26 protein-coding genes and 1 tRNA gene are annotated in these 24,945 nt (G+C 69.0%); 11 read left to right on the forward strand and 16 right to left on the reverse strand.

The annotated features are described in order from the left end of the window. Positions 1 to 12: 12 nt before the first annotated feature. The 6 genes from HF576_RS18030 to HF576_RS18055 all read right to left on the reverse strand — a co-directional run bounded on the left by HF576_RS18030 (position 13) and on the right by HF576_RS18055 (position 5,004). Positions 13 to 1,065 carry a branched-chain amino acid ABC transporter permease gene (locus HF576_RS18030; protein ID WP_205835466.1) on the reverse strand — a complete coding sequence of 351 codons (1,053 nt, stop codon included), beginning with the start codon at positions 1,063 to 1,065 and terminating at the stop codon, positions 13 to 15. Between the two features lie 68 nt (positions 1,066 to 1,133). Then, positions 1,134 to 2,009 carry an ABC transporter permease subunit gene (locus HF576_RS18035; RefSeq protein ID WP_168914208.1) on the reverse strand — a complete coding sequence of 292 codons (876 nt, stop codon included), beginning with the start codon at positions 2,007 to 2,009 and terminating at the stop codon, positions 1,134 to 1,136. Further along, the gene (locus tag HF576_RS18040) at positions 2,006 to 2,722 is read right to left on the reverse strand and encodes an ABC transporter ATP-binding protein (protein ID WP_168914209.1); all 717 of its coding nucleotides are present in this window, start codon (positions 2,720 to 2,722) and stop codon (positions 2,006 to 2,008) included. The genes HF576_RS18035 and HF576_RS18040 overlap by 4 nt, the downstream gene beginning before the upstream one ends. Beyond that, positions 2,719 to 3,504, reverse strand: coding sequence for an ABC transporter ATP-binding protein (locus HF576_RS18045; RefSeq protein WP_168914210.1), 786 nt, complete (start codon positions 3,502 to 3,504; stop codon positions 2,719 to 2,721). Before HF576_RS18045 ends, HF576_RS18040 begins: the two co-directional genes overlap by 4 nt. Before the next feature lie 19 nt (positions 3,505 to 3,523). Beyond that, on the reverse strand, positions 3,524 to 4,735 hold the full coding sequence (locus tag HF576_RS18050; RefSeq protein ID WP_168914211.1) for a substrate-binding domain-containing protein: 1,212 nt from the start codon (positions 4,733 to 4,735) through the stop codon (positions 3,524 to 3,526). A 193-nt stretch (positions 4,736 to 4,928) separates the two neighbouring features. Continuing rightward, a tRNA-Lys gene (locus tag HF576_RS18055) sits at positions 4,929 to 5,004 on the reverse strand. Positions 5,005 to 5,098: 94 nt separating this feature from the next. Between HF576_RS18055 and HF576_RS18060 the strand changes: the two genes are divergently transcribed. Then, the gene (locus tag HF576_RS18060; protein WP_168914212.1) at positions 5,099 to 5,923 is read left to right on the forward strand and encodes an inositol monophosphatase family protein; all 825 of its coding nucleotides are present in this window, start codon (positions 5,099 to 5,101) and stop codon (positions 5,921 to 5,923) included. Positions 5,924 to 5,982: 59 nt separating this feature from the next. Further along, the gene (locus HF576_RS18065) at positions 5,983 to 6,573 is read left to right on the forward strand and encodes a hypothetical protein (protein ID WP_168914213.1); all 591 of its coding nucleotides are present in this window, start codon (positions 5,983 to 5,985) and stop codon (positions 6,571 to 6,573) included. 21 nt (positions 6,574 to 6,594) lie between these two features. Here HF576_RS18065 and HF576_RS18070 read toward each other — a convergent pair whose 3' ends face one another. Then, positions 6,595 to 7,476 (reverse strand): manganese catalase, encoded by an 882-nt coding sequence (locus tag HF576_RS18070; RefSeq protein WP_168914214.1) that lies wholly within the window; start codon positions 7,474 to 7,476, stop codon positions 6,595 to 6,597. A 251-nt stretch (positions 7,477 to 7,727) separates the two neighbouring features. Here HF576_RS18070 and HF576_RS18075 point away from each other — a divergent pair, with 251 nt between their 5' ends. Beyond that, entirely contained in the window at positions 7,728 to 8,234 is a 507-nt protein-coding gene (locus tag HF576_RS18075; protein ID WP_168914215.1) for a DUF2231 domain-containing protein, read from the forward strand. A gap of 30 nt (positions 8,235 to 8,264) precedes the next feature. Here HF576_RS18075 and HF576_RS18080 read toward each other — a convergent pair whose 3' ends face one another. From HF576_RS18080 to HF576_RS18110, 7 genes are all read right to left on the reverse strand, one after another. Next, positions 8,265 to 9,197 carry an SDR family NAD(P)-dependent oxidoreductase gene (locus tag HF576_RS18080; protein ID WP_168914216.1) on the reverse strand — a complete coding sequence of 311 codons (933 nt, stop codon included), beginning with the start codon at positions 9,195 to 9,197 and terminating at the stop codon, positions 8,265 to 8,267. Between the two features lie 104 nt (positions 9,198 to 9,301). Continuing rightward, on the reverse strand, positions 9,302 to 10,186 hold the full coding sequence (locus HF576_RS18085) for a phosphotransferase (protein WP_168914217.1): 885 nt from the start codon (positions 10,184 to 10,186) through the stop codon (positions 9,302 to 9,304). Positions 10,187 to 10,208: 22 nt separating this feature from the next. Then, the gene (locus HF576_RS18090) at positions 10,209 to 10,562 is read right to left on the reverse strand and encodes a UBP-type zinc finger domain-containing protein (protein ID WP_168914218.1); all 354 of its coding nucleotides are present in this window, start codon (positions 10,560 to 10,562) and stop codon (positions 10,209 to 10,211) included. A gap of 31 nt (positions 10,563 to 10,593) precedes the next feature. After that, positions 10,594 to 12,225, reverse strand: a complete 1,632-nt coding sequence (locus HF576_RS18095; RefSeq protein WP_168914219.1) for an FAD-dependent oxidoreductase — start codon at positions 12,223 to 12,225, stop codon at positions 10,594 to 10,596. A 10-nt stretch (positions 12,226 to 12,235) separates the two neighbouring features. Beyond that, positions 12,236 to 14,137 carry a Na+/H+ antiporter NhaA gene (nhaA, locus tag HF576_RS18100; protein WP_168914220.1) on the reverse strand — a complete coding sequence of 634 codons (1,902 nt, stop codon included), beginning with the start codon at positions 14,135 to 14,137 and terminating at the stop codon, positions 12,236 to 12,238. A 77-nt stretch (positions 14,138 to 14,214) separates the two neighbouring features. Next, the gene (locus tag HF576_RS18105; RefSeq protein ID WP_168914221.1) at positions 14,215 to 15,690 is read right to left on the reverse strand and encodes an NAD(P)-binding protein; all 1,476 of its coding nucleotides are present in this window, start codon (positions 15,688 to 15,690) and stop codon (positions 14,215 to 14,217) included. After that, a complete protein-coding gene (locus HF576_RS18110; RefSeq protein WP_168914222.1) occupies positions 15,687 to 16,193 on the reverse strand; it encodes an SRPBCC family protein in 507 nt (168 codons plus the stop codon). The genes HF576_RS18105 and HF576_RS18110 overlap by 4 nt, the downstream gene beginning before the upstream one ends. 401 nt (positions 16,194 to 16,594) lie before the next feature. Between HF576_RS18110 and HF576_RS18115 the strand changes: the two genes are divergently transcribed. From HF576_RS18115 to HF576_RS18130, 4 genes are all read left to right on the forward strand, one after another. Then, a complete protein-coding gene (locus tag HF576_RS18115; RefSeq protein WP_168914223.1) occupies positions 16,595 to 17,140 on the forward strand; it encodes a CGNR zinc finger domain-containing protein in 546 nt (181 codons plus the stop codon). 11 nt (positions 17,141 to 17,151) lie between these two features. Next, complete coding sequence (locus HF576_RS18120; RefSeq protein ID WP_168914224.1) at positions 17,152 to 17,691, forward strand: YaeQ family protein; 540 nt, start codon at positions 17,152 to 17,154, stop codon at positions 17,689 to 17,691. 61 nt (positions 17,692 to 17,752) lie between these two features. Then, positions 17,753 to 18,634, forward strand: a complete 882-nt coding sequence (locus tag HF576_RS18125) for an alpha/beta fold hydrolase (RefSeq protein WP_168914225.1) — start codon at positions 17,753 to 17,755, stop codon at positions 18,632 to 18,634. Beyond that, positions 18,634 to 19,212: a TetR/AcrR family transcriptional regulator gene (locus tag HF576_RS18130; RefSeq protein ID WP_168914226.1), complete on the forward strand. Its 579-nt coding sequence runs from the start codon at positions 18,634 to 18,636 to the stop codon at positions 19,210 to 19,212. Before HF576_RS18125 ends, HF576_RS18130 begins: the two co-directional genes overlap by 1 nt. 30 nt (positions 19,213 to 19,242) lie before the next feature. Here the strand turns inward: HF576_RS18130 and HF576_RS18135 are convergent, their stop codons facing one another. Continuing rightward, positions 19,243 to 19,668, reverse strand: coding sequence for a winged helix-turn-helix transcriptional regulator (locus HF576_RS18135; protein ID WP_168914227.1), 426 nt, complete (start codon positions 19,666 to 19,668; stop codon positions 19,243 to 19,245). A gap of 62 nt (positions 19,669 to 19,730) precedes the next feature. Between HF576_RS18135 and HF576_RS18140 the strand changes: the two genes are divergently transcribed. After that, positions 19,731 to 21,128: an MFS transporter gene (locus tag HF576_RS18140; RefSeq protein ID WP_205835395.1), complete on the forward strand. Its 1,398-nt coding sequence runs from the start codon at positions 19,731 to 19,733 to the stop codon at positions 21,126 to 21,128. A 39-nt stretch (positions 21,129 to 21,167) separates the two neighbouring features. On the opposite strand, the gene HF576_RS18145 is transcribed toward HF576_RS18140, so the two are convergent. Continuing rightward, positions 21,168 to 21,590, reverse strand: a complete 423-nt coding sequence (locus tag HF576_RS18145) for a VOC family protein (protein ID WP_168914228.1) — start codon at positions 21,588 to 21,590, stop codon at positions 21,168 to 21,170. 128 nt (positions 21,591 to 21,718) lie between these two features. Here HF576_RS18145 and HF576_RS18150 point away from each other — a divergent pair, with 128 nt between their 5' ends. The 3 genes from HF576_RS18150 (at position 21,719) to HF576_RS18160 (ending at position 24,897) form a co-directional block, all read left to right on the forward strand. Continuing rightward, positions 21,719 to 22,738, forward strand: coding sequence for a helix-turn-helix transcriptional regulator (locus tag HF576_RS18150; RefSeq protein ID WP_240949009.1), 1,020 nt, complete (start codon positions 21,719 to 21,721; stop codon positions 22,736 to 22,738). 13 nt (positions 22,739 to 22,751) lie between these two features. Continuing rightward, positions 22,752 to 24,080: a flavin monoamine oxidase family protein gene (locus tag HF576_RS18155; protein ID WP_343234340.1), complete on the forward strand. Its 1,329-nt coding sequence runs from the start codon at positions 22,752 to 22,754 to the stop codon at positions 24,078 to 24,080. A gap of 145 nt (positions 24,081 to 24,225) precedes the next feature. Beyond that, positions 24,226 to 24,897, forward strand: a complete 672-nt coding sequence (locus HF576_RS18160) for a Type 1 glutamine amidotransferase-like domain-containing protein (protein ID WP_168914339.1) — start codon at positions 24,226 to 24,228, stop codon at positions 24,895 to 24,897. Positions 24,898 to 24,945 lie beyond the last annotated feature (48 nt).

A 24,945-nucleotide genomic window follows, 5' to 3' on the forward strand; every position in this document is an offset into this window, starting at 1 on the left:
CCCCCACCCCCGTCACACGCGGGCCTCGGCCGGCGCGTCCGCCGTGTCGTCGGCGTCGTCCATCTGCCGCAGCGGGTCGCGGACCTTCTCGCCGCGGCGTCGGCGGACCGCGGCATCGATGGTTCCGGCGATACCACCCGGGAGGAACATCACCACGAGGATGAACAGGACACCGAACAGGAACAGCGGCTCCGACAGCGGGATGCGCAGCACGTCGGGAAGCCCGGCGATCGCCTCGGACCCCGCCAGCACCGTGAGGCGCTGGTCCAGCAGCGTGTACAGCACACCGCCAACGATCGCACCCCAGCGGAACCCGACGCCACCCAGGACGACCATCACGAGGATCGTGATCGTGAGATCCGCCGAGACCGCCCGCGGGACCGTGCCCGACTGCAGCAGCATGTACGCCACGCCCGCCAGGCTCGCCAGCGCCGCGGCGATCACGAAGACGATCAGCTTCACACGATAGGGCGACAGTCCCAGCACCCGCACTCGCTGCTCGTTCTCGCGCGTGGCCCGTGCGAGGTGCCCCAGTCGCGAGGTGTCGACCCACAGCGTCACCAGGTAGACGACGACGAGCACGACGAGTGTGAACCAGTACAGGTTGCGCGTGTTGACCACGCCGATGAGGAAGTCGGGCACCATCTCGGTGTTCAGGCTCAGCCCTTCTTCGCCCCCCGTGACCTGCGAGTTGCGGCGCACCAGCACCGAACCGGCCTGGGCGAAGGCGAGGGTGACCATGGCGAACGGGATGCCCGAGACGCGCATCGACACGGCTCCGGTGACCAGGGCGATCACCATGCCGCCGATGAGGGCGACGAAGATGCCGGGCCACAGCGGCACTCCGAAGTGCTCAAGCGCGATGCCCAGCCCGTACGCACCGGCGCCGAAGTACAGCGCATGGCCGAACGACAGCATCCCGCCCGATCCGAGCAGCAGGTTGTACGACAGCGCGAGCGCGGCGAACACCATGCACAGCGACAGCAGTGCGAGCGTGCCGGGCATGTAGGTCGGCGTCGGAAGGACACCGGGGATGGAGATGTTCAGCATCGGCAGGAGCGCCATGAAGACGACCAGTGCGGCGCCGACGATCGCGGGAACGTACCTGCCCGCCTGTCGAACGTGTCGAGACACTATGCCTTCCTCCCCAGGAGTCCGGTGGGGCGCACGAGCAGCACCAGCGCGAGCAGGATCACGACGATGAAGTCGCCGGTGCCCCCCAGGTAGGAGTTGGCGAACTGCTGCAGGACGGCGACGAGGACGGATGCCACGGCCGCGCCTGTCAGCGAGCCCAGGCCGCCGACGACCGTGACGATGAAGGCGAAGATCAGCAGCGTCTGGCCGAGGTGGGCGGAGACGAACGTCGAGTAGTGCATGGCCAGCACGCCGCCGATTCCCGCGGCCGCGCCGCCGATCGCGAAGACCAGGGTGAACGACCGGCGCACGTCGATGCCGAGCGCGGTGACCATCGAGCGGTTCTCGACACCCGCTCGGATGATCATGCCGTAGCGCGTCTTCTGCAGGAACAGCACGAGTGCCAGCAGCACGAGCACCGCGGCGATCATGAGCACCCAGTAGGTGTTCGGGATCCGTGCGCCCAGCACATCGGTGGTCTGGCGGAGCCACGCCGGCCCGGCGATGTGGATGGGGTCGGTACCCCAGATCCCCTCGAACAGCGCCACGGCGGCGAACGAGAGGCCGACGGTCACGAGCACCTGCTCGATGTGGCGCTCGTACAGCGGTCGGATGAGGACGAGCTCGGTCACGGTCGCGAAGACGGCGCCCACTCCGGCGCCGACGAGCACCGACAGCAGGAAGGATCCCCACGACTCGGTGCCGAGGGCCTGGGCGACCATCCAGCCGGCGAAGGCACTGAGGGTGAGGAAGGCGCCGTGCGCGAAGTTCAGGACGTGCATCAGGCCGTAGATCAGGCTGAGCCCGCTCGCGACGAGGAAATACAGGGCGCCGAGGCCGACGCCGGTGATCAGGGTCAGGACGATGGAGCTCACGCTGCGGCCTCCGCGTGCACGCCGAGGAGGCGGCGAGTCAGGTCGTCGTCGTCGAGGATGTCGCGGGCCTTGCCCACGTGCACCACGCGCCCGCCCGCGATGACGATCGCGTCGTCGGCGAGGCGGCGGACAACCTCGAGGTTCTGCTCGACCAAGAGGATGGGCACGGTCTGCGACGCCAGCTCGAGAGCGGCCGCCACCTCGGTCACGATCTTCGGTGCCAGTCCCTTCGTCGGCTCGTCGACCAGCAGCAGCCGGTTGTCGTTGATCAGGGCACGGGCGACAGAGACCATCTGCTGCTGACCGCCCGAGAGCGTGCCGGCCGCCTGGTCGCGGCGCGCGACGAGGTCGGGGAACAGCTCGGCGACGAGCTCGCGGCGTGGATTCTTCTGACGCTCCGCGAGGGCGAGGTTCTCGGCAACGGACAGCTTGGCGAAGACCTCGCGGTCCTCGGGGACGTAGCCGACGCCGCGCCGCACGATGCGGTGAGTGGGCAGCCCGTCGATGCGCTCGCCGGCGAGCGTCACGGTGCCACGGCGATGGATGAGACCCAGGATGCCGCGAAGAGTCGACGTCTTTCCGACCCCGTTGCGGCCGAGCACCGCGGTGATGCCCGTGGCCGGAACCTCGAACGACACATCCTCGACGACCTGCTGGCCCGCGATCGTGCAGCGCAGTCCCTGCACCCGCAGGATCGCCTCGCCGGCGCTCATGCTGCCGCCGTCCCGAGATACGCGCTCTGCACCAGTGGATCGTCCATGATCTTCTGCGGCACGTCGTACGCGATGATGCTGCCGAAGTACATCACGGCGACACGATCGACCAGTCCCATCAGGACGTCGATGTGATGCTCGACCATGAGCACCGTGCAGCCCTTCTCGCGGTGCAGATCGCGGATGTTGTCCACGAGCCCCGCTACATCGCCGGAGGCGACGCCGGCCATCGGCTCGTCCAGCAGCACGATGCTCGCCTCGGTCGCCAGCAGCACGGCGATCTCGAGCTTACGCTTGTCGCCGTGAGAGATGTCGCCGGCCGCTGACGCGTGCTTGTGGTCGAGCCCGACGACACGGAGCTTCTCGAGGGCGAGCTCGGTCGCGGCATCCGTTCGCCGGGGAAAGCGCAGCAGAGAGCCGGAGCCGCCCAGCGACACCTGCGCCGCGAGACGCACGTTCTCGAGCACGCTCAGTCGCGGGAAGATGCTCGAGGTCTGGAAGGTGCGTCCCAGTCCCGCCCGCGCCCGCGCGGGGACGGACGCGGCCGTGATGTCGCGGTCGTCCAGCAGCACCCGCCCGGTGGTCGGCTTGACCAGGCCCGAGATCACGTTGAAGAGCGTGGTCTTTCCGGCGCCGTTGGGGCCGATGACGCCGACGAGGCTGCCGGCGGCGATGTCGATGCGGACGTCCTTGAGGATCGTCGCGCCCCCGATCTGCAGGCCGAGTGACTCGACCTGCAGCCGGGAGCCGCGGCGGGGCGCGGGCGGAACGGGAGTGCTCATGCTGAGACTGTGCTCCGTGTCACTCGGCTTCGGCCGGCGCGACGTCCTCGGCCGGCACCGTGTCGACGAGCTCCGGCACGAAGGTGTCGCCATCGGCCACGAGACGCGCCTGATACATCTCCTGGATGAGGGCGTGGTCACTCTCGCGGACCGTCATGGCCCCCTTGGGGCCCTCGAACTCGAAGCCCTCGAGTGCGGCGACCATGGCGTCCACGTCGCCCTGGCCCTCCTGAATCGCGTGGACGATCATGATGGCGGCGTTGAAGCCGTCGGGGCTGAAGAGGTCAGGCGTGCCGCCGCCCTCCTCGATCGCCTCCACCATCGCGGTGTTGACCTCGTTGTCGGGAGCGCCCGGGAAGTAGTGGTTGAGGAAGTTGATCTTCTCGGATGCCTCACCGTAGGCGCCGAACGTCGCGGCGTCGCCAAGGCCCGTGACCACGGGGATCTCGTCGAGCACGCCCTGCTGGCTCATCGCCTGCCACATCGCACCCGAGGTCGCTCCCGCCCACGCGACGAACACCAGGTCAGGCGCGCCCGCCAGCACCTGCTGCGCGAACGGCGTGAACTCGGTCACGTCCTCGGCCACCAGCACCGGCGTGATCGTGGCGCCCTGGCTGCCGAGGATCGCCTCGACGGCCGCCACATTGCCCTGCCCGAAGGCGTTGTCCTGCGCGAAGACCGCGATGGTCTTGCCTTCTATGTCATCCAGGAACGTTCCCGCGGTGGCGACATCCTGCGCGCTCTGGCGGCCCGAGCGGAAGGTGTACTCGTTGATGCCGGTGACGGCGTCGGCCGCCGCGGGGCCCGAGATGTACAGCACCTGGTTCTGCGCGGCCTGCTCGGCGACCGCGAGGGCGACTCCCGACGACGCGGTGCCGGCGATGATGTTGACGCCCTCGCCGATCAGCTCCTTGACCGCGGTGACGGCCTTGTCGGGGTCGCCCGCGTCGTCGCGGTACTCCACGGTGATCGTCGTGCCGTCGATCTCGCCGGTGCCGTCGGTGGCGTAGTCGAGCCCGGCCTCGAAGGCGTCGAGGTACTGCTTGCCGTAGCCCGCCAGCGGCCCGGATTCACTGGTGACGATGCCGACGGTGACTTCGGACGGCGCCGATTCCTCATCGGATCCCCCGCCGGGAGCTGCCGTCGGTGCGCAGGCGGCCAACGCCAGCGCGGCCGTGGCGACCACGGAAACTATCACGGAACCTCTGAGCGACTTCTTCGTATCCCGCATGTGCGTGCCTTTCCCCATTGGAAGGATCTGGTGCCTCGGGAGGCAGAACCTGAAATCCGATTCAGGTTCTTGCAATCTACGAAGCCGGTCCCCCTCCGGTCAAGTCGAGAGGGCACCCTAAGCGGTGTCGTTACCGAATCGCGACGAGCCGGAACGACGAAGGGCGGCCCGCCGGGCCGCCCTTCGTGATGTGTGGTGCACCCCCTGGGACTTGAACCCAGAACCCACTGATTAAGAGTCAGTTGCTCTGCCGATTGAGCTAGAGGTGCCTGATCCGCGACGTGGCGAACCGAGGGTCAACATTACCATCACGATTGCGTCAACGAAAATCGAGGCCGGTGCGCGCCGGATATCCTGGCTGATGTGACTCCTGCCCTCCCCGACCCGACGTTCGACGCGCCGATCGAGGAGGATCTTGCGGCCGATCTCGCACTCGCCCTGCGCCTGGCCGATGCAGCGGACGCGGCATCCATGCCCCGCTTCGATGCCGCCGATCTCGACATCCGCACGAAAGCGGACTCGACGCATGTGACCGAGGCCGACCTGGCGACCGAACGCGCGATCCGCGTCCTGCTGGAGACGGAGCGCCCGGACGACAGTGTCTTCGGCGAGGAATACGGCGTCACGGGCGACTCGAATCGCCAGTGGATCATCGACCCGATCGACGGCACCGCGAACTACCTCAGGGGCATCCCGATGTGGACGACGCTCATCGCCCTGGCGATCGACGGCGTCCCACGGGTAGGGGTGGCCAGCCAGCCGGCCATCGGGCGTCGGTGGTGGGGTGCGACCGGTCTCGGATCCTGGACCGACACACCGGCCGGCCGGCGTCGGCTCGCCGTCTCGAGTGTCGAATCCGTCGCCGATTCCAGTGTGAGCTTCCAGAGCATCGCGCAGTGGCGGGATGCCGGCCGGCTGGACGCTCTGGAGCGCCTGACCTCTGCCGTGTGGCGCGATCGCGGCTACGGCGACGCGTGGCCGTACATGCTGCTGGCCGAGGGACGCCTCGAGTTCGTCGCCGAGTTCGGAGTGCAGGAGTACGACATCGCCGCCCTCGTCCCGATCATCACCGAGGCCGGCGGCCGGTTCACCTCGTTCGACGGCCGCGATTCGATCTCGGAGCGCTCTGCACTCGCGACGAACCGCGTGCTGCACGACGCGTACCTCGACCTCCTCCATTCCCACTGACCATCCCCCACCCCCACCCCACACCCCACACATCCTCCCCCGACCTCCCCGGAGACCCCGTGACGTTCCCCGCACGTTCCCGCCTCGGCACCGCCGCCGTGGTCGCGCTCTTCGCCGCGCTGACGCTCACCGCCTGCGCGGGATCGCCACAGGCGGCCCCGCCCGAACAGACCGACGTGGCCCCCACGCCGTCCGCGCCGGCGCCGGAGCCGTCGGCGACATCCGAGCCGGAGCCCGCCGCCACCGACGACCCCACGTGTGAGACGCTGATCAGCGAAGCCGTCTCGAAGGACTTCGAGAGCCTCGGCTGGACCTCGCAGGCCGAGCCCTTCTACATCGGCAGCATCGAGGTGGCCGAAGGGCTGCAGTGCGTCTGGGCCGACTTCGACGGTCCGGCCGGCGATCACGGCCAGATGTTCGGCTGGGCGCCGATCTCCGAGGGAGACGCCTCCGACGCGCGGTCACAGCTCGTCGAGCAGGGCTGGATCCGTGAAGAGGGCCCGGAGGGCATCTACATCACGGAGAGCCCCGACACGACGATCTCCGCCGACGCGGAGGGCTATGGCATGACCTACCTCTTCGCGGACGGCTGGGTCAAGCTCGCGGACACCAAGCAGAACCTGCTCCTGATCGAGTGGCCGAAGAGCTGATCGCGAAGGCCGCCAGCGCAATCACTTGTCGCTGAGCTTGTCCTTGACCACCCCGGTCGCCTTGTCGATGATGTTCGGCTTGGCGTCGGTGCCGTACAGACGCGGGTCGGGCTGCGTCGGCGGGGGCATCGGAACGGACGTCTCGGGCCCGTCGAGATAGGTGAACTCGCCCTTTCCGTCGGGGGTCGGCCCCGATGCCCACGATCCCTCGGAGGCTGCGGCGCCGTCCGAGAAGTTGATGTACTCGTAGGCCACGTCGCGCTGCTCCTGCCCGAGCGGGAAGTTGCTCGGCACCGGCAGGTCCTCGACGCCCTCATCCCGCAGCTCCTGGGCGGCGCGGATCCACTGGTTCTGGTGCATCGTGTCGCGTGCCAGGAGGAACGACAGCAGCTCCCGAACGCCCGGATCGTCGGTCATGTTGTAGATGCGCGCGACCTGCAGGCGCCCCTGCATCTCGGCGTTGGCGTTCGCGGTGAAGTCGGCGAGCAGGTTGCCGCTCGCCGTGATGTACGAGCCCTGCCAGGGGTTGCCATTGCTGTCGACCGGGCGCACGCCGGCGCCCGCGACGATCGCGGACTGCACGTCCATCCCGCCGATCACGGCGCCCAGCACCGGATCGGATGCCGCCGCCTGTTCCGACTGCTCCACCGGCGCCTTCTCGAGGAGCTGGGCGATCATGATCGCCAGCATCTCGACGTGACCGAACTCCTCCGCGGCGATGCCGTAGAGGAGGTCGCGATACTTGCCGGGGATATGGCAGTTCCAGGACTGGAACCCGTACTGCATGGCCACGGTGATCTCGCCGTACTGACCACCGAGGACCTCTTGCATCCGCCGGGCGTAGACGGCGTCGGGCTTGGCCGGGGACGCCGTGAACTGCAGCTCCTGCTTGTGGAAGAACATCCATCACTCCTTGTCGAACTCTTCCCCCATCGCCGGCCGGAACGGCCGTCGTCCGGCGAGAGTAGGCAGGACGGTCCGAGGCTCTCAGGGGGTGGCATCCGGCCACTCAGGCGAGTAGCCTGCGCGGCCGCGTTCGCACGCGCCGGCGACTGCCACGCTCATGCCGGATGGCGCAAGCCCCCTGGCGATTGCGACGTCGGGCGCTTCACTGGGTCTATCGACGACGCACCAGCTCCTGGAGGGATGCCGCCATGTCCGAGACCACGCCACAGCACCGCGCCAAACGCCCCCGTTCGGCGATCGCCGGGCCGTACGGGCACCCGTTCCATCCGATCCTGGTGACGATCCCGATCGGCACGTGGGCGGCCAGCCTGGTGTTCGACATCATCGCGCTGGCGTCGGACGACCCCGCGCCCTTCGTCGTGGGAGCACGGGTCCTGATCCTGATCGGCATCGTCGGCGCGGTGCTCGCGGCGGCCATCGGGCTCGTCGACTACGCCCAGCTCGCACGGGGCACGGCTGCCCGCAAGACGGCGACCGTGCACATGGCGCTCAACCTCGGCGTGACCGTGCTCTTCCTCGTCAACCTGCTGCTGCGATGGTCGGCGGATGACGACGAGGTCAGCATCGTCGGCTTCATCCTGAGCATCGTGGCACTCGGCGCGCTCGGCGTCTCGGGATGGCTCGGCGGCAAGCTCGCCTACCACTACGGGGTGCGGGTCGCTGACGAGCGGACCCAGGCCGAGGGCTTCCGCTGAGCCTGCACGGTTGCGACGGCTGCTCCCGACTCAGCGACGGCGCAGGGCGGCGGCCGCGACCAGTACCGTGCCGGCCAGGAGCATCCCTCCGGCGAGCCGGCCCGGCCACCACCGCCAGCCGCCGGTCGATGCATCCCCACCGTCCTTCGGCGACAGGACGGTGCCCGCTGTCGGCGGTGCACCGGCCACCCGCAGCTCGACGCGGTGCTTCAGCCACGACACGACCGCGTCATAGCCGCGCGGCCACACCCCGTGAAGAATCAGGCCGGCCCGCTGCGCGTTGCCGACGAACGTCGTGAAGCGACGGCGGTGCGGTGCGCGCACGATCGCATGGGCGACCCGTCGCGGCGACGTGGCCGGAGGAAGCGGGTGCACGCGCCGCCCGGTGAAGTTCGCGGCGTGCTGGTAGATGGGCGTGTCGATCGTGGCGGGAAGGATCAGACGCAGACGGATGCCGCTCCCCCGCAGCTCCTGACGAAGAGACTCGGCGAATCCCTGCAGACCGAACTTGCTGGTGACGTAAGGGGCGATCTCGGGCGATGCGAGGCGGGAGTACAACGACCCGACGAGGACGAGCGTTCCCCGTCCCTGTCGGCGGAAGTGCGGCAGGACTGCGCGGGCTCCGTGCACCTGGCCCATGAGGTTGGTCTCGACGACCTGACGGAAGATGCGGGACGGCGTCCGTTCGAACGCGCCGTAGCTCATGACCCCCGCGTTGCCGACCCACACGTCGATACGACCGAACTCGGCGATCGCCTCGGCCGCGAGGGCATCCACCGCCTCTTCGCGCCCGACATCCGTCGCGATCGCGCGCACTCGGGCGCCGAGGGTGCGGCATTCGTCGGCCACCGGCTTCAGCGCGGTGGCGCTTCGCGAGGCGAGCACCAGCCGGCTCCCGCGACGGGCGAACTCGCGCGCTGTCGCACGGCCGATCCCGCTGGACGCGCCCGTGATCACCACCACCGGCGAATTCTCCGACGGAGTGGCGCGAGTCATCCGGAAGGGTCCCATCATCGGGACAGTACGGGCCCTCGTCCGCACGCACCTAGCCCTTGACAGATCGGCCGCTACACGCCCGCCATCAGTTCGTCGAGCACGCGACGCGCGAATTCCGCCTGCCCCGGCGGCTTGTTGGTGATCATGATGAGCCCCTTCCACAGTGCCCACCCCCGACCGCGCGCCCACGTGGCTTCGTCGACATCGAGCCGTCGGTGGAACTCCTCGCGCGCCCGACCCCGGAAGAGCGTCCACCGCATCACGGTGTCGCACGCGGGGTCACCCACCGCCGAACAGCCGAAGTCGATCACGCCCGACAGGCGACCGTCCGTGAGAAGCAGGTTGTTCACCGACACGTCGCCGTGGAACCAGACGTCGGGTCCGAGGAACGTCGCGGCCAGGGCGTCTCGCCAGATGCCCGCAGCGATGTCGCGCTCACGCCCGTGCACGCGATGCAGGATGTCGCCCATCTCCTCGTCCCAGTGCTCGAGCGAGCCACCCCGGAATGCGCTGTGCAGACCCGGCCGAGGCGCATCCGCCGTCACCGGGACCTGACGCAGGGCGACCAGGAAATCGGCGAGATCGCCGGCCAGCGCCACCGGATCGTCCAGTCGAGCCGTCGCAGCGGGCTCGCCGCTCAGCCATCCGTACACCGACCACGGCGCCGGGAACGCCTCGGACGGCGCCCCGACCCCACGCACCTCCGGCACGGGCAGCGACAGATGCGGCGCCAGACGCGGCAGCCACCGCTGCTCCTTGGCCACCTGCGGCACGTAGCCCGGTGCCGCGGGCAGCCTCACGAGCAGGTCGTCGCCCAGCCGGAACATCCGATGATCGTTGCCGCCACGCTCGATCGGCCGAAGAGGCAGATCCGCCCATTGCGGAAACTGGATCGCGACGAGGTCGCGAGCGAGGCACGCGTCGATCCTCGACGCGTCGATGGCGTTCTGGGTCACCGATCCACGGTACCCGGCGCCGTCATCGACCGGCGGCGCGGACCTGCTGACGCCAGTCCTCCGGCACACGCCCCGCCGGTCCCGGCGCGGGCTGATCGTCGGGGCGGCTCGTCGGGGGCGCAAGGGGCGGACCGCTCGCCCAGTCCTCACTCGCGTAGTCCCACCACCAGTCCTCGCCCGGTTCGAAGCTCTGGATCAGGCGATGACCGGTCTCACGCGCGTGCGCGGAAGCGTGTCGCCCCAGCGACGAGTCGCAACAGCCGACGTGACCGCACGCGGCGCATCGGCGCAGGTGGACCCACCAGGATCGCTCGTCCTCGCATTCCAGGCACCCCGTGCCGCTCGGCTCCGCCGACACATCGATGACGTCCGACACCGTCTCTCCTCTCGTCCTGAGCGGCCGGCGCTCAGCCGGCGAGGGCGCGATGCACCGACGCGACCGCGCTGGAGCCCTCGCCGACCGCGGCGGCGACTCGCTTCATGGATCCGCGTCGGACGTCGCCCGCAGCGAAGACACGCGGCGTCGACGTCTCGAACGGCAACGGTTCCCTTCCCAGTCGCTGCCAGTGCTCGAGCGGCTGCCAAGCGATGTCGGTCCCAGTGCGGAGGAACCCGTCGGGATCACGGTCGAGCGACGACAGCCAGCCGGTGGCTGGATCGGCACCGATGAAGCAGAACAGGCCTCGCGCGTCGACTTCGCCCACTCGATCGATATGGACGCGTTCCAGGAGATCCCCGCCGTCGAGCCCGACCACGTTGGCGCCGGTGTGCACCTGGATCCGCGGGTCCTCCAGCAGGCGGTCGACGAGATACGACGACATGCGGCGACCGAGATCCTCGCCACGCACGACCAGGTGCACGGGGCATCCGTTCGCGGCGAGATACAGCGACGCCTGGCCCGCCGAGTTCGCGCCGCCGACCACCACGACCGGCGACTCCATCACCTGGCGCAGTTCGAGCTGGGTCGCCGCGTAGTAGATGCCCGAGCGTTCGAAGTCCGGCCATCGATCGAGGTTCAGTCGACGGTAGGCGGCACCGGACGTGACAATGGTGCTCCGGGCACGGATCACGCGGCCGTCAGCCAGCGTGACGTCGAGCAGATCGTCGACCGACGCGAGGGCCACCGCCTCGCAGGGCGCGTACACGCGCACGCCGAACTTCAGAGCCTGCAGGCTCGCCTGTCCGATGAGGTCGCCGCCGCTGACGCCGAAGGGGAAGCCGAGGAAGTTCTCGATACGCGAGGTCGAAGCCGCCTGGCCGCCAGGCGCGACGGCATCCAGCAGCACCGTGCTGAGCCCCTCGGAGGCGCCGTAGATCGCGGCTGCCAGGCCGGCGGGTCCGCCGCCGATCACGACGAGGTCGACGATCTCGTCGCCGTTGGACTCGTAGCTCAAGCCCAGCCGGTCGGCCACCAGCCCTGGTGTCGCACGGATGATCGGCTCGCCCTGGATGTACGCGATCGGCAGGTCCTCGGCGGTGACGCCGAGCTTCGCGTGCTTGCCGATCTCAACGGGCGAGACAGCGACCGACTTGTGCACCAGATCGAGCCGTTCCGCGAACCGCTGCAAGGCCAGGAAGTCCCGGGATGAGCTCTCGCCGATGAACTTCAACGTCAGGGCGGCAGGGCCTCGCCGCAGCGCCTCACGCCGCGCCCACAGTGCGTGCAGGACGAGGTCGCACAGATCGTCGTCTTCGGCCATGAGCCGGCGCAGCTCGGCGCGGGATACGCGCAGCACTCGGGTGGGCTCGGTCGCGCGGGCGGACAGGAACGCCCCCTGCCCGTTGAGCAGTCCCAGCTCGCCGACGAACGAGCGTGGTCCCATGCGCTCGAGAACGGCTTCCTCGATCCAGAACAGCGAGTCGCGCACGACCTCGACTTCGCCCTCCTCCACGAGGATCAGGTCGTAGTCTCGATCGCCGGATCGGAAGAGGTAGTCGCCCGCGGCGACCGAGTCGGCGACTCCGAAGCCGCACAGGCGCTGCCATTGCGCATCCGACATCTCGGGGTTCTGGAGAGGGTCCAGCGTGTGGGTGTCCATCGCGACCAGGTTAGTGAGCCGCGGGGGTCTCGGGGTCGATCTGCGCGGAATCGGGCGCCGTCCGCTCGAGCGCGCGGATCAGTGACTGCGCGTCGTACGGGCCGGTGTGCCGGCGGCCGTTGATGAACAGCGTCGGCACGGACGTGATGCCCATGGCCTCGGCATCCAGGATGTCGTCCTGCACCCTGCCGGTGACCTCGGGCGAAGTGAGATCGCGTTCGAACCGCTCGACATCCAGGCCGAGGTCGCGCGCAAGCCGGACGATGTCTGAGGGGCGCTGGTTCTCCTGGTCGGCGAACAGACCGCGTTCAAACTCGAAGAAGCGGCCCTGCAGAGCCGCGGCCTCCGAGGCTTCCGCCCCCGCGAGCGCGTTGGGGTGGTATTGCGTGAGCGGCGCGTGGCGCCACACGTAGCGCAGCCGGTCGCCGAGCACGCCGTGGACCTCTTGGATCGAACCGGAGGCCTTGAGGCAGAAGCCGCACTGGAAGTCGCCGTACTCCACGATCGTGTAGGGCGCATCGGCCGGCCCGAAGACGTGGTCGCGGCGCGGGTCGACCGGGCGGGCGAGAGTCTGGCGCGTGTCGCCGCCCGGGCGGACGGCATCCGAGATCCGGAAGATGAGCGTGGCGAAGAGGAATGCGATGACGGATGCCGCGAGCACGCCCACGCGCGCCTCGTTCTGAGCCTGCTCGTCGCTGATCGACAGGTCCACGATGAACAGCGAGATCGTGAAGCCGATGCCGCACAGCGCCGCCCCGCCGGCGATGCGGTCCAGGGTGAGCCCGGGGCCGAACTCGCCGATCCGCAGCAGCTTCATGACGGCCGCGGAGCCGAACACGCCGAGCATCTTGCCGACCACGAGGCCGACCACGATCCCCCAGGTGAGGGGCGAGACGAGAGCGCCCGACAGGATCTCGGGACTGAGCACCACCCCCGCGTTGGCGAGGGCGAACAGCGGCAGGATGACGTAGGCGATGTACGGCGCGTAGGCGCTCTGGAGCCGCTCGTTGATCGAGATCGACTCGCGCAGGCTGTTCGCCGCAGCGCGCGCATATTCGCTGTTCGGCGACTGCCGAAAGGTGCGTGCGAGTTCGAGGGCATGCTCGACGTCGCGACGATCGGGACGGTAGACCGGCACGAGCAGCGCGATGGCGACGCCGGCGAGAGTCGGGTGCACGCCGGACGCGAGGAATGCCAGCCACACGATGATGGCCAGGGTCGCGTACACGGGTCCGCGCCCCGTCGGCAGGTACCGCGTGAAGAACACCCCTGCCAGTCCGACGGCCGCGATGAGAAGCGGCAGAGGCTGGAAGTTCTCGGTGTAGACGAGCGCGATGATCGAGAGCGCTCCGATGTCGTCGACGACCGCCAGCGCGAGGAGGAAGACGCGCAGCCGGCCCGGGACCCGCGGGCCGACCAGCGCCAGCGCGCCGACCAGGAAGGCGGTGTCGGTCGAGATCACCACGCCCCATGCCTGCTCGTAGCCGGAGCCGCGAGCGATGAGGACGAACAGCAGTGCCGGCAGGGCGAGGCCTGCGATCGCGGCGACGACCGGCACCATGGCGCGCGACCAGCTCGTGAGCTCGCCGATCGCGAACTCGCGACGCACCTCGAGGCCGACGGTGAAGAAGAAGATCGCCATGAGCGCATCGTTCACGAGCGCGTGCAGGGTGAAGTCGAGCTGGATGTCGCCGACGCCGACCGAGAGGTGCGTCTCCCAGAACGACTCGTACGATCCGGTGGCGACGTTGGCCCACACGATGGCCGCGAAGGTCGCGAGCAGCAGCAGCAGGGCGCCGATGCGATTCTGGCCGACCGCCCGAATCTTGTCGGCGATCGAGCGGCGCGTGCGCGAGCGATCGTCGACCTCTTCGGGGTCGGGTGAGCGCTGGATGACCGTGAGATTGTCCACTGCTCGGAATTCTCGCACGCGAGGCGCACCGGCAGGGCGGTGTGACGGATGCTGCCACCAGGGCTCGCGGGCCGTTCTCAGCCGTGCGGCGAGAGGTCGGGCAACGCCCGTGTGCCGAAGTCGTGACGCAGCGCGCTCCGCGCGGCGAACCAGCCCGCCAGGCCGTGGACGCCCGGGCCGGGCGACGCCGACGCCGACGCCAGATACACGCCGGGAATCGGCGTGTGCCACGGGTCGCTGCTGAGCACGGGACGGCGCAGCATCTGCCACAGCGTGGGAGCCCCGGCACCGATGTCCCCGCCGGGGTAGTTGGGGTTGTGCCGCTCGACGTCGACGGCGCTGCGCGAGCTCGTGGCGAGGATCGTGTCGCGGAAGCCGGGCGCGAACCGCTCGATCTGGCGGATCACCGCCTCCTGCCGATCCACCGGACTCCGCGCCGGCACGTGAGTGTAGGTCCACAGCGTGTGCGTTCCGGCCGGAGCACGGCTGGGATCGAACAGCGAAGGCTGCGAGACCAGCACGTAGGGACGCTCGGGAAGGCGGCCGCGGTTGACGTCGTTCTCGGCGTCGGCGATCTCAGCCCTGGTGCCGCCGACATGCACCGTCCCGGCCCTTCGGATCTCCGGCTCGGCCCACGGCACCGGCTCGCTCAGTGCGAAGTCGACCTTCGCGACGCCACCGCCATAACGGAACTGCTCGAGGGGACGGCGGTATCGTGGCGGCATCGCGTCGCCGGCCATGCGCACCAGCGCGCGGGGAGTGACGTCGAGCAGTGTGACCCGAGCCCGCGGCAGCTCGCGCAGCGACGCCACCTCGTGTCCGAGGACGAGTTCGCCTTCATGTGCGCGCAGATCATCGACCATCGCGTCGATGATCGCCTGGCTGCCGCCCACGGGGATGGGCCACCCACGGGCGTGAGCATAGGCGTGGAGAGCGAGCCCGGCGCCCGCGGCAGCGAGGCTCGGCTGCGACAGGATCGTGTGCGCCGCGACGCCGGTGAGCATCGCCGGTGCGACATCATCGCCGAAACGCACGTTCCACAGCGGACTGCCCTGCTCCAGGGCGCGCAGCCCGAACGCGAGCGCGGTGACAGGGTCGCGCGGCACACGCAGGAGCGGGCCCCCGGTGAACTCCGCCACCGCGGTCGAGCGCTCGACGAGCGGCCTCATCAGTCGCTCGTATGCGCCGCCGTCACGCCCCAGCATCTCGCGTGTGCGGTTGAGGTCGTGATAGGCGATACCGGCGCGACCGCCATCGAGCGGGTGCGCGAACGAGATCTCGGGGGTGACGAACTTCACGCGCTCGCGCAGACCGAACTCGCGAAAGAATCGCGATTCGAACGCCAGCGGGTGCACGGCCGAGCACACGTCGTGCCGGTAGCCGGGCAAGGTCAGCTCCTTCGTCGCCGCGCCGCCGCCTGCCTGATCCGCACGTTCGTAGACGCGCACTCGCAGACCCGCGCGGGCGAGGGTCACCGCCGCGGCTAGGCCGTTCGGCCCTGCCCCCACCACCACCGCATCCAGATCGGCGGTGCTGCGCGTGTCGTCGCTCACGTCTCGCTCGTCCCGCCCTCTCCCGCCGCGTCGATCTCTTCTTCGGCCGTGGTCTCGCCGCTCGTGCGCGACCCCCGTCCTTCAGCAAGGTACGCCAACCGATGCAGCGTCTCGGCGTTTCGCCACGCCAACGGAACGTCGAGCAGCGGTGCCGGGATCAGCCGCCCCGGGCCGGCGACGGCTTCCTCCTGGATCCGCACGACGCAGCCGTCACCGCGCGGCTTCACGTCGAGCGTCACGCGCGCCTCGCCCAGTGGCCAGCCGCGGGCGCGCATGACCATGCGCCGTGCGGGGATGAACTCCTCCACCACTGTCTTGTCATCGATGAGCACGGGCCACACGCCGACGGAATGGTGAAGCTCAGCGCCCGCCATAGGCCAGCTCTCATCGACCTCCCGCATTCGTGACGCGCCGACCACCCATGAGGGATAGAGCCACCCGTCGCCGAGCACCTCGAACACGTCCTCCGGGCTGCAGCGCAACTCGCGGGCATTGCGTGACATCGTCTCCCCCTCGCTCGAATGGCATTCGGTGTTCTGCGCACGACGATAGACCAGCCGGATGCCGCGGCCGAGGCTCTTGCGCGCCGCGGGAGCCTGTGGTTAGGCCCGGTCATCGGCCTTCGCGACAATGTCGGTCCTGGCCGCTGCCGCGGGTGCCGGCTGCATCTCAGGAGCAGGGACCGTCCGGGTGAGCGGTTCCGGTGGTGTCGCGGACCACTGCTGCAGGTCGACACGCCTGGTCCCGCACTCCGCACACCTCACATACAGCACGCGTCCCTCCGAGGTGGAGTGCGCGGACTCGATCATCCAACCGTGTTCGTGCACGTCGCGCAGGTCGCACGATCCGGTGTTCTGCGAGGTGGGGAGTGTCGTCATACCCGACACGATGCTGTAATGGTCTTATGCATCTCAACCCTTACGGTGAGTACGCGGTCCTGCTCGCCGCCTCGCTCGCCAACGAGTGGCCCACTGACCGTGGTGGCATCGTCTCGCGCACACGCGATTTCGGCATGACGATGCAGTTCGCCCAGTCGCCCGAGGACCACGAGCGGTCCCGCGACGTGATCGACGATTGGCTGCGCGTCGTCGACACCGACGATGCCCGCGAGCGCGCAACGCTTCTCAACGCCCACATGGCGGCCGTCGCGGCCTACCCGCGGCTCACCGATCACGACGGCGAAGGCTGGCATCTGCACTATCGCGACGACGACGACACGCTCTCGCGTGTGCTCCAAGCGGTCATCAGCGTGGGCACGGCGCTGCACCTGACAACGCGCGGGATGCACCGGCTGTCGCGATGCGCCGCCGGTCGCGCGCCGGGCGACGACTGCCGCAACGTCGTGGTCGATGTGACCCGGAACGGGCGGCAGCGCTATTGCTCCGTACGATGCGCGAATCGCGACGCGGTTCGCCGTCATCGCGCGCGGGGCTCACTGACCGCCGAGTAGGCTCGGACCTCATGGCAGCCGGCGCAACGATCCACACTTTCGCAGTCCAGCTGGCAGACGTAGACCGCGGGGTGTACGAGGATTTCACGCTGCGGGTGGCGCGTCATCCGTCCGAGACGGACGCGTTCATGCTGACGCGGGTCCTGGCGTACTGCCTCGAATTCGACGAGGGCATCGCGTTCAGCGAGGGGATCTCGTCGACCGACGAGCCCGCCGTGCTCGTGCGCGATCTCACCGGCACGATCACCGCGTGGATCGAAGTGGGGGCCCCCGATGCCGCGCGCCTGCATTTCGGAAGCATGCAGGCGGCTCGTACCGTGGTCTACACGCACCGCGACCCCGCGAAGGTGGCCGCGCCATGGGTCGGCAAGCGCATCCACCGTTCGGACGAGATCTCGCTCTACAGCTTCGATCCCGGCTTCATCGACCAGGCTGTGGCGGCGCTCGAGCGCCGCAACGCTATGACGCTCTCCCTCACCGAGCGGCGCATGTATCTCGAACTCAACGGACAGACGTCAGAGTCGCCGATCCACGAGCAGCAGGTCGCCTGACTCCCCCTGACTTCGCCGTAGTGACCAGACCCGCTACACTGGTCACAACGAGCGGAGGCGGATGAACGCGGCGCGCAACACGATCGAGCTGACGGGTGCCGTCGTCTCGTATCTCGAGTGGGTGCCGGCGCGCCCGATCGGGCTGACCGTCGTGCTGCTGCACGGGGGCGGCGCAGACAACGCGGAGCTGTCGTGGGGGCTGTTCGGAGCAGTCCTGGCAGACAACGGGTATCGAGTGATCGCACCCGACCACCCGGGCTTCGGCCACTCCGCACCGGCGGACTGGCCGCTCACGCAGGCCGATCTCGTCCGCTACGTCGGCGAGCTCATCGATGCGCTGGCTCCGAGCGACTACGTGCTGGGCGGCCTGTCGCTGGGCGGCGGACTCACCCTCGGGCATCTCCTCGAGCGTCCCGGCGACGCCATGGGCGCGATGCTGTTCGGCTCATTCGGGATCATGCCGCGCTTGAGCGACGGCCCTCTGGGGGGCCTCAGTCACTTCGCGACCGCGATGATGCTGCGCACGGGCATGCTCGCCGCCCTCACGCGCTCGTACTCCCGCAGCGCCTCGGCCATGGAGCGCGGGCTGCGGGAGATCGTACGGAATCCCGGCGCCCGCACGCCGGCGCTCGTCGACGCTGTCATCGCCGAAGCCGCCTCTGGGAACGGCATGCGGGTGTTCGGCGAGTGGCAGCGCGATCAGGTCCGATGGTCGACCCTGCGCACTGACTACACGGCGCGGCTGGCTTCGATCCACACGCCGATCCTCCTCGTACACGGCTCGCGTGACAGCGGCGTGCCGATCGCCCGCGCGCGGGTGGCAGCCCGGTTGCTTCCTGATGCCAGGCTGCTGGCGGTCGAGGACGCCGGACACTGGGTGCAGCGGGACCGTCCGGACGTCGTGCTCCCGGCTGTCCGCCGCTTCCTCGACAGGCTCCGCTGATGCCACGCCCCCTGATCGACAACCGGCGAGAACGCATCCTCGACGCCGCGGAAGCGCTCGTCCTGGACCGAGGATTCGACGCGATGAGCGTTGCGCGGGTCGCCGAGGGAGCCGAGATCGGGAAGGGCGCGGTCTATCTGGAGTTCGCGAGCAAGCACGACATCCTCGACGGAGTTCTCACCCGTGCCACTGCGCGCCTTCAGGCTCGTGTCGACGCGGAGCTCGGCATCCGTCCCTCTCTGTCGGCGGCGTATCGCGCGGCGGCGCGCGCACTCCTGGCGGATGAGCTCATGAGCGCGGCCTTCCTGGATGATCGGGGCATTCTGGGATCCCACGTCGACGCCGTGGCCGACGGCCGGTACCGCGCGCGCCATCGCTCCGTCGTCGCGTGGCTCTGCGAGCTGGAGCGACGGGACGCGCTCGCGGACGGCGTCAACCCGGAGCACCTTGCGATCGCACTGTCGAGCGCGACGATCGGACTCCTGTCGGCCGCTCGGATCATCGGGCCGCTCACACCGGCGCAACTGGAAGGTGCGATCGAGACGTTCGCGCACATGGTCGCCGTCTACGAGCGGTGACACGGCGCATCCACGCTGGCCGCCCGGGGGTCAGCTCGCGGCAGACTCGTCGTACCGGGCGCGCGCGACCGCGATGTCGGATTGGTGTGACTCGGTCCAGGTCACGAGGGCGAGGACTGTTGCGTTGAGACTACGACCGAGGTCGGTGAGCGAGTAGTCGACACGGGGAGGGACGACCGGGTGCACGGTGCGTGACACCAGCCCGTCGCGCTCCAGTTGCCGGAGTGTGACAGTGAGCATTCGTTGACTCACTCCGTCGACGAGGCGCAGCAGCTCCGTGAACCGAAGCGTGCCGTTCTCGAGCAGCGCCATGACCAGCAGCGACCACTTGTCGGCGATCCGATCCAGGATCTGTCGAACTTCGCAATCCTCCCTCGCGTCCCACTGGAATGGGTCGTTCGGCATGTCGGTGACTTCGCAGGAACCGACGTACTCCGAAGTGCGTACTTCCGTCATGCGCCCATGATGACGCACGATGCTGTCAGGCACAAGAAGTAACCGACCACCTGAGGAGCACTGTGACGACGACCACCGAAGCCGGCTCGCCCGGCATTCAGCTGCGCGGCAGCGGGATCCTGCTGCTGATCACCCTGTGCGGCGCGGCGTTCCTCGAGGGCATCGACATCGCGATGTTCAACGTGGCGCTGCCGGTCATCCGCGGCGATCTCGGGCTCGAGACCACTCAGCTGCAGTGGATCCTCAGCGGCTACGTCGTTGCGTACGGCGGATTCATGATCCTCGGGGGCCGCGTCGGCGACCGGTTCGGCCGGCGGCGGGTGTTCCTGATCGCTCTCAGCGTCTTCATCGTCTTCTCGATGGCCGGCGGGTTCGCAGAAGACGGCTGGATGCTCGTCGTCGCGCGGTTTGCGACCGGTATCGCCGCCGCGTTCATGATGCCCGCAGGGCTGTCGATCATCACGACCGGCTTCGCCGAAGGGTCGGCCCGCAACCGTGCCGTGCTCATCTATGCGGGAATCGGCGCCGCCGGCTTCTCCCTCGGCCTCGTCGCGGGAGGCCTGCTCACAGCGATCGGGTGGCGGTGGGTCTTCTTCGCACCTGTCGTGCTGGGCGCGCTCATCCTCGTCGGTGCGCTCACGCTCATCCCGCGCGACACCACCGAGCGCGATCGGAGTCCTTTCGACGCCATCGGGGCGGTGGCGCTCACCGCGGGCATCGTGATGACGGTGCTGGCCGTCGAGCAGGCTTCCCATGGCGCGTGGCCCATTGTGATCGCCGCGACGATGGGCGCGATCATCGCACTCGTCGCCTTCGGAGTGCGCCAGCGCACGGCGGCCGTGCCGATCATCCCATCCGCCTTCCTTCGCTCACGCGCCCTGTTGCGCGCCTACCTCGGCGCAGGTTCCCTGGCCGCCGGCTTCATGGGCTTTCAATTCATCGTCGTGCTGTATCTGCAGGAGCTGCGGGGTTTCACCGCGTTACAGACCGCATTGGCAATGGTCGTGATGGCGATCGATGCGGTCCTCGCGCCGACCGTCACGCCGCGGCTTGTCGCACGATTCGGCACGTGGCCGGTGGCGATCGGCGGACTGATGTTCGCGGCCCTGTCGTACCTGCTGTTCCTCCCGGTGGGGCCCGATTGGACCTATGCCCTGATGTTCCCGAGCTTCCTTGCGCTGGGTCTCGCGTTCACGTTCGCCTATGGACCGCTCACGATTGCCGCTACCGACGGCATCGCGGATCGCGATCAGGGACTGACCAGCGGCATTCTGTACACCTTCTTCCAGTTCGGCGCTGCGATCGGCCTCGCCGTCACGAGTGCCGTGCTCACCATCGCCGTGAACGCCGGCAGCGAGCCATTGGGCGCGTACCGCGCCGCGCTGTGGGTACCGCTCGCGCTGGCCGTGCTGGGGATCATCACGGCCGTTGCGGGTCGACCGCGCCGGCGAGTGTCGTGAGCGCGAGGCCCGGCGACGGCCGGGCCCCGCGTGAACCCGTCAGCCGGCGGGGTGCGTCGCCGCGATGTCGAGCACCCATGTGACGCCGAAGCGATCGGTGAGCTGTCCGTACAGCGGTGCCCACGGCGACGCGTCGAGCGGCTGACGCACTGTGGCCCCGTCGCTCAGCTTCTTCCAGTAGCGCGTCAGCTCGGCGGCGTCCGTCCCGCGCACCGAGACGAAGAAGGGGTCGTGCCCCTGATCCCACGGGAGGTGCGCATACACGTCGTACGCCATGATGCGGAACCCGTTCTCGGCCGACACCTGGCCCCACACCACCAGGGCGGCGGTGTCGGCGTCGGCCATGCCCATGTCGGCGTAGCTGATGATCGCGAGCTCGCCGCCGAAGACGGTGCGGTAGAACTCGAGGGCCTCCCGTGCTGCGCCGCGGAAGTTGAGGTGGGGAGTCACTGCGATGGTCATGGAACTCGTCCTGTCTGTGTCTACGGGCCTCCGGATGGCGGCCACGTCATCGATGATTCGCCGAGTAGCGGCCAGAATGTGTCCTCTACCCACGGCATGATCAGGTCATGTCAACGGCGTCTTCTCGTATGCTGACCCTGCTTTCGCTGTTGCAGACGCGGCGCGACTGGCCGGGCGCACGCCTCGCGGATCGGCTCGGGGTGAGTCCGCGCACCGTGCGCCGTGATGTCGATCGGCTGCGCGAGCTCGGATACCGGGTGGAGGCGACGAAGGGTCCCGACGGGGGCTACCGCCTCGAGGCGGGGAGCGAGCTGCCGCCCCTGCTGTTCGACGACGAGCAGGCGGTCGCGGTGACCGTGGCGCTTCGTGCGGCGGCGTTGTCGTCGGCCGGGATCGAAGAGGCGGCGCTGCGGGCGCTGGCGACGGTGAGGCAGGTGATGCCTGCGCGGTTGCGGCACCGGTACGACGCCATCGAGTTCACCGCGGCAGTCGACGAGCGAGCGCCCGTCGACGCCGCGGTGCTCGAAGCGATCTCGGCAGGGATTCACGCGCGCGAAGAACTCCGATTCGACTACGCCCGCGTCGGCGAAGAGTTCGACTCCCCGGCAGAGGATGTCACCGCGCCCCGGCGAACGCAGCCGCACCATCTCGTGGCGACAAGGGGCCGGTGGTACCTCGTCGGCTGGGACAAGGAGCGCGAGGACTGGCGCGTCTACCGCGTCGACCGCATGCGTGTGCGGTCGCATCGCGGCGCCCGCTTCGCACCACGCACCGTGCCCGGCGGCGACCCGCACCGGTTTCTGCGCGCCCGATTCCGAGGGGCGACGGATGCCGACGCCTGGCCTTGCCGGGCCACTGTGGTCGTGCGGGCTCCCGCTGCGCGCGTGCTCCCCTTCGCGGGCGACGGTGTCGTCACCCCGATCGACGCCGACTCCTGCCTGTTCGAGACCGGAGCGTGGTCGTGGGCAGCGCTGGCCGCCCTTCTGGCGCGCTTCGACGCGGAGATCGACGTCGTCGAGCCGCCCGAGCTCGGCAGGGCGTTCGCAGACCTCGCCGCTCGGGCGTCCCGAGCCGCAGCGGGCGTCTCCCCCGTCGCATCGAATCGCCGACAGGCCGATAGCGTCGATGCCACGGGCGCCCAGCACTGAGGAGGAGGCCGGGGTGGATCATTTCGACACGATCGTGGTCGGCGCGGGTATCGCAGGTCTCACCGTCGCGCGGCTCCTGACCCGCGCAGGCAGGAATGTCGTCGTGCTCGAGGCGCGAGAGCGCGTCGGTGGACGGGTGCTCACGGATCGCTCGCAGGGGCTCATCACCGACCTGGGCGCCTCCTGGATCCATGGCGTGACCGGCAGCCCCGTCGCCGCCGCGGCGGCGGCCTTCGGGATGCCGATGATGGAGTTCTCGGTCGGCGCCTACCAGCCTGCGAGCCGCCCCATCGCCTACTACGGACCGTCGGGAGAACGGCTCTCAGATGCCGCCGTCCGACGCTTCGTCGGCGACATCGACGCCGTCGACATCACGCTGGCGCGGGTGATCGCGGACTCGAAGGCAGATGCCTCCTACCGTGACGTGACTGAGACGGCGCTGGATGCCCAGCGCTGGGACCACGAGCGAGCGCAGCGGGTCCGCGAGTTCCTCGAACACCGGGCCGAGGAGCAATACGGGGTTCAGCGCGACCAGCTGGCTGCACACGGCCTCGACGACGACTCCATCGACGGTGACGAGGTCGTCTTCCCCGACGGCTACGACGAACTCGCCGCGCGGTTGGCAACGGGTCTCGACATCCGGCTCGGGCACGTCGTCTCGCGCGTGGCCTGGTCCGCGCAGGGTGCCACGGTCTCGAGCGGCAGCACGACGGCCACCTCCGACGATGTGGTCGTGACAGTTCCGATCGGCGTCCTGCAGTCCGAGGAGTTCGCGATCGAGCCTGCCTTGCCCGAGCCGCAGGCGAGTGCGCTGCGTCGACTCAAGATGAACGCCTTTGAGAAGGTCGTGCTGCGGTTCCCCGCCAAGTTCTGGGACGACGGCGTCTACGCGATCCGCCAGCAGGGCCCCGAGGGACGTTGGTGGCACTCCTGGTACGACCTCACCCGCCTGCACGGCACCCCCACACTGCTGACGTTCCTCTCCGGAGAGGCGGCCGTACAGACTCGCGGCTGGTCGGACGATCGCATCGCAGAGTCGGCCCTGGCGCAGCTGCGGCGGCTGTACGGCGCCCGGGTGGAGCAGCCGACACAGGTGCACGTGACGGCGTGGCAGGACGATCCCTTCGCCCGGGGTTCGTACGCGTACATGACGGTGGGTTCGAACACCAGCGATCACGACGACCTCGCGAACACGGTCGGGGGCGTGCTGCACATCGCCGGAGAGGCCACCTGGACCGACGACCCAGCGACCGTGCCTGCGGCGATGTTCTCGGGTCATCGCGCCGCGTCCCGCATCCTTCAGCGAGAGATCCCCATCGACGACCTCTGGACCGAGGGCTGACGTCGCCGCCGGGAACGTTCCGTGAGCACAGGGAAGAGCGCCTCTCAGCAGATCCGAGCATTGCCGTTCCGAAGTCCGTGAACCACTTGCGCCCGTATCCGGTGGTGGTGTGGACTACGACGAGTTCGGCACGGAGGGCTCGATCGTGAAGATGCTGCTGACGTCGGGAGGCGTCACCAACTCCTCAATCCGCTCAGCACTCGTCGAGCTGCTCGGCAAACCGATCGAAGAATGCCACGCGCTCCTCATTCCCACGGCGCAATGGGGACACCCGCTGTGCTCTCCGCAGACAGTGTGGATGTCGACAGCCGGGCGATGGCCAGATCAGCAAGGTTTGACGGAGCTCGGCTGGAGATCGGTCGGGGTTCTCGAGTTGAGCGCCCTGCCGACCATCGGACGGGAACGCTGGGAGTCGTGGGTGGCCGCTGCTGACGCCCTGCTGGTGGACGGTGGCGAGGCCATCTATCTCAGCCGTTGGATGCGCGAGTCGGGGCTGGCGGACCTGCTGCCCTCGCTTGCGGATACCGTGTGGGTCGGGGTGAGTGCGGGCAGCATGGTCATGACGCCACGCATCGGCAAACAGTTCGTCGAATGGGATGTCGAGGGCAGTGATGAGGCACTCGGCCTGGTGGACTTCTCGATCTTCCCGCACCTGGACTATCCCGGCTGGGACTCCAACTCCTCCGACAGTGCCGCACGCTGGGCGGCGGAGATCGAGGGACACTCCTTCGCGATCGACGACCACACGGCGCTCGCCATACAAGAAGGCGAGGTGCGAGTCGTCTCCGAAGGGAAATGGCTGGAACTCAACGCCTGACGGACCTCAACGACTCTTCCCACCGTTCACCTCGGACCCTTCAGCGAG

The sequence above is a fragment of the Microbacterium salsuginis genome (genome assembly GCF_012524205.1).
Lineage (GTDB): Bacteria > Actinomycetota > Actinomycetes > Actinomycetales > Microbacteriaceae > Microbacterium > Microbacterium salsuginis.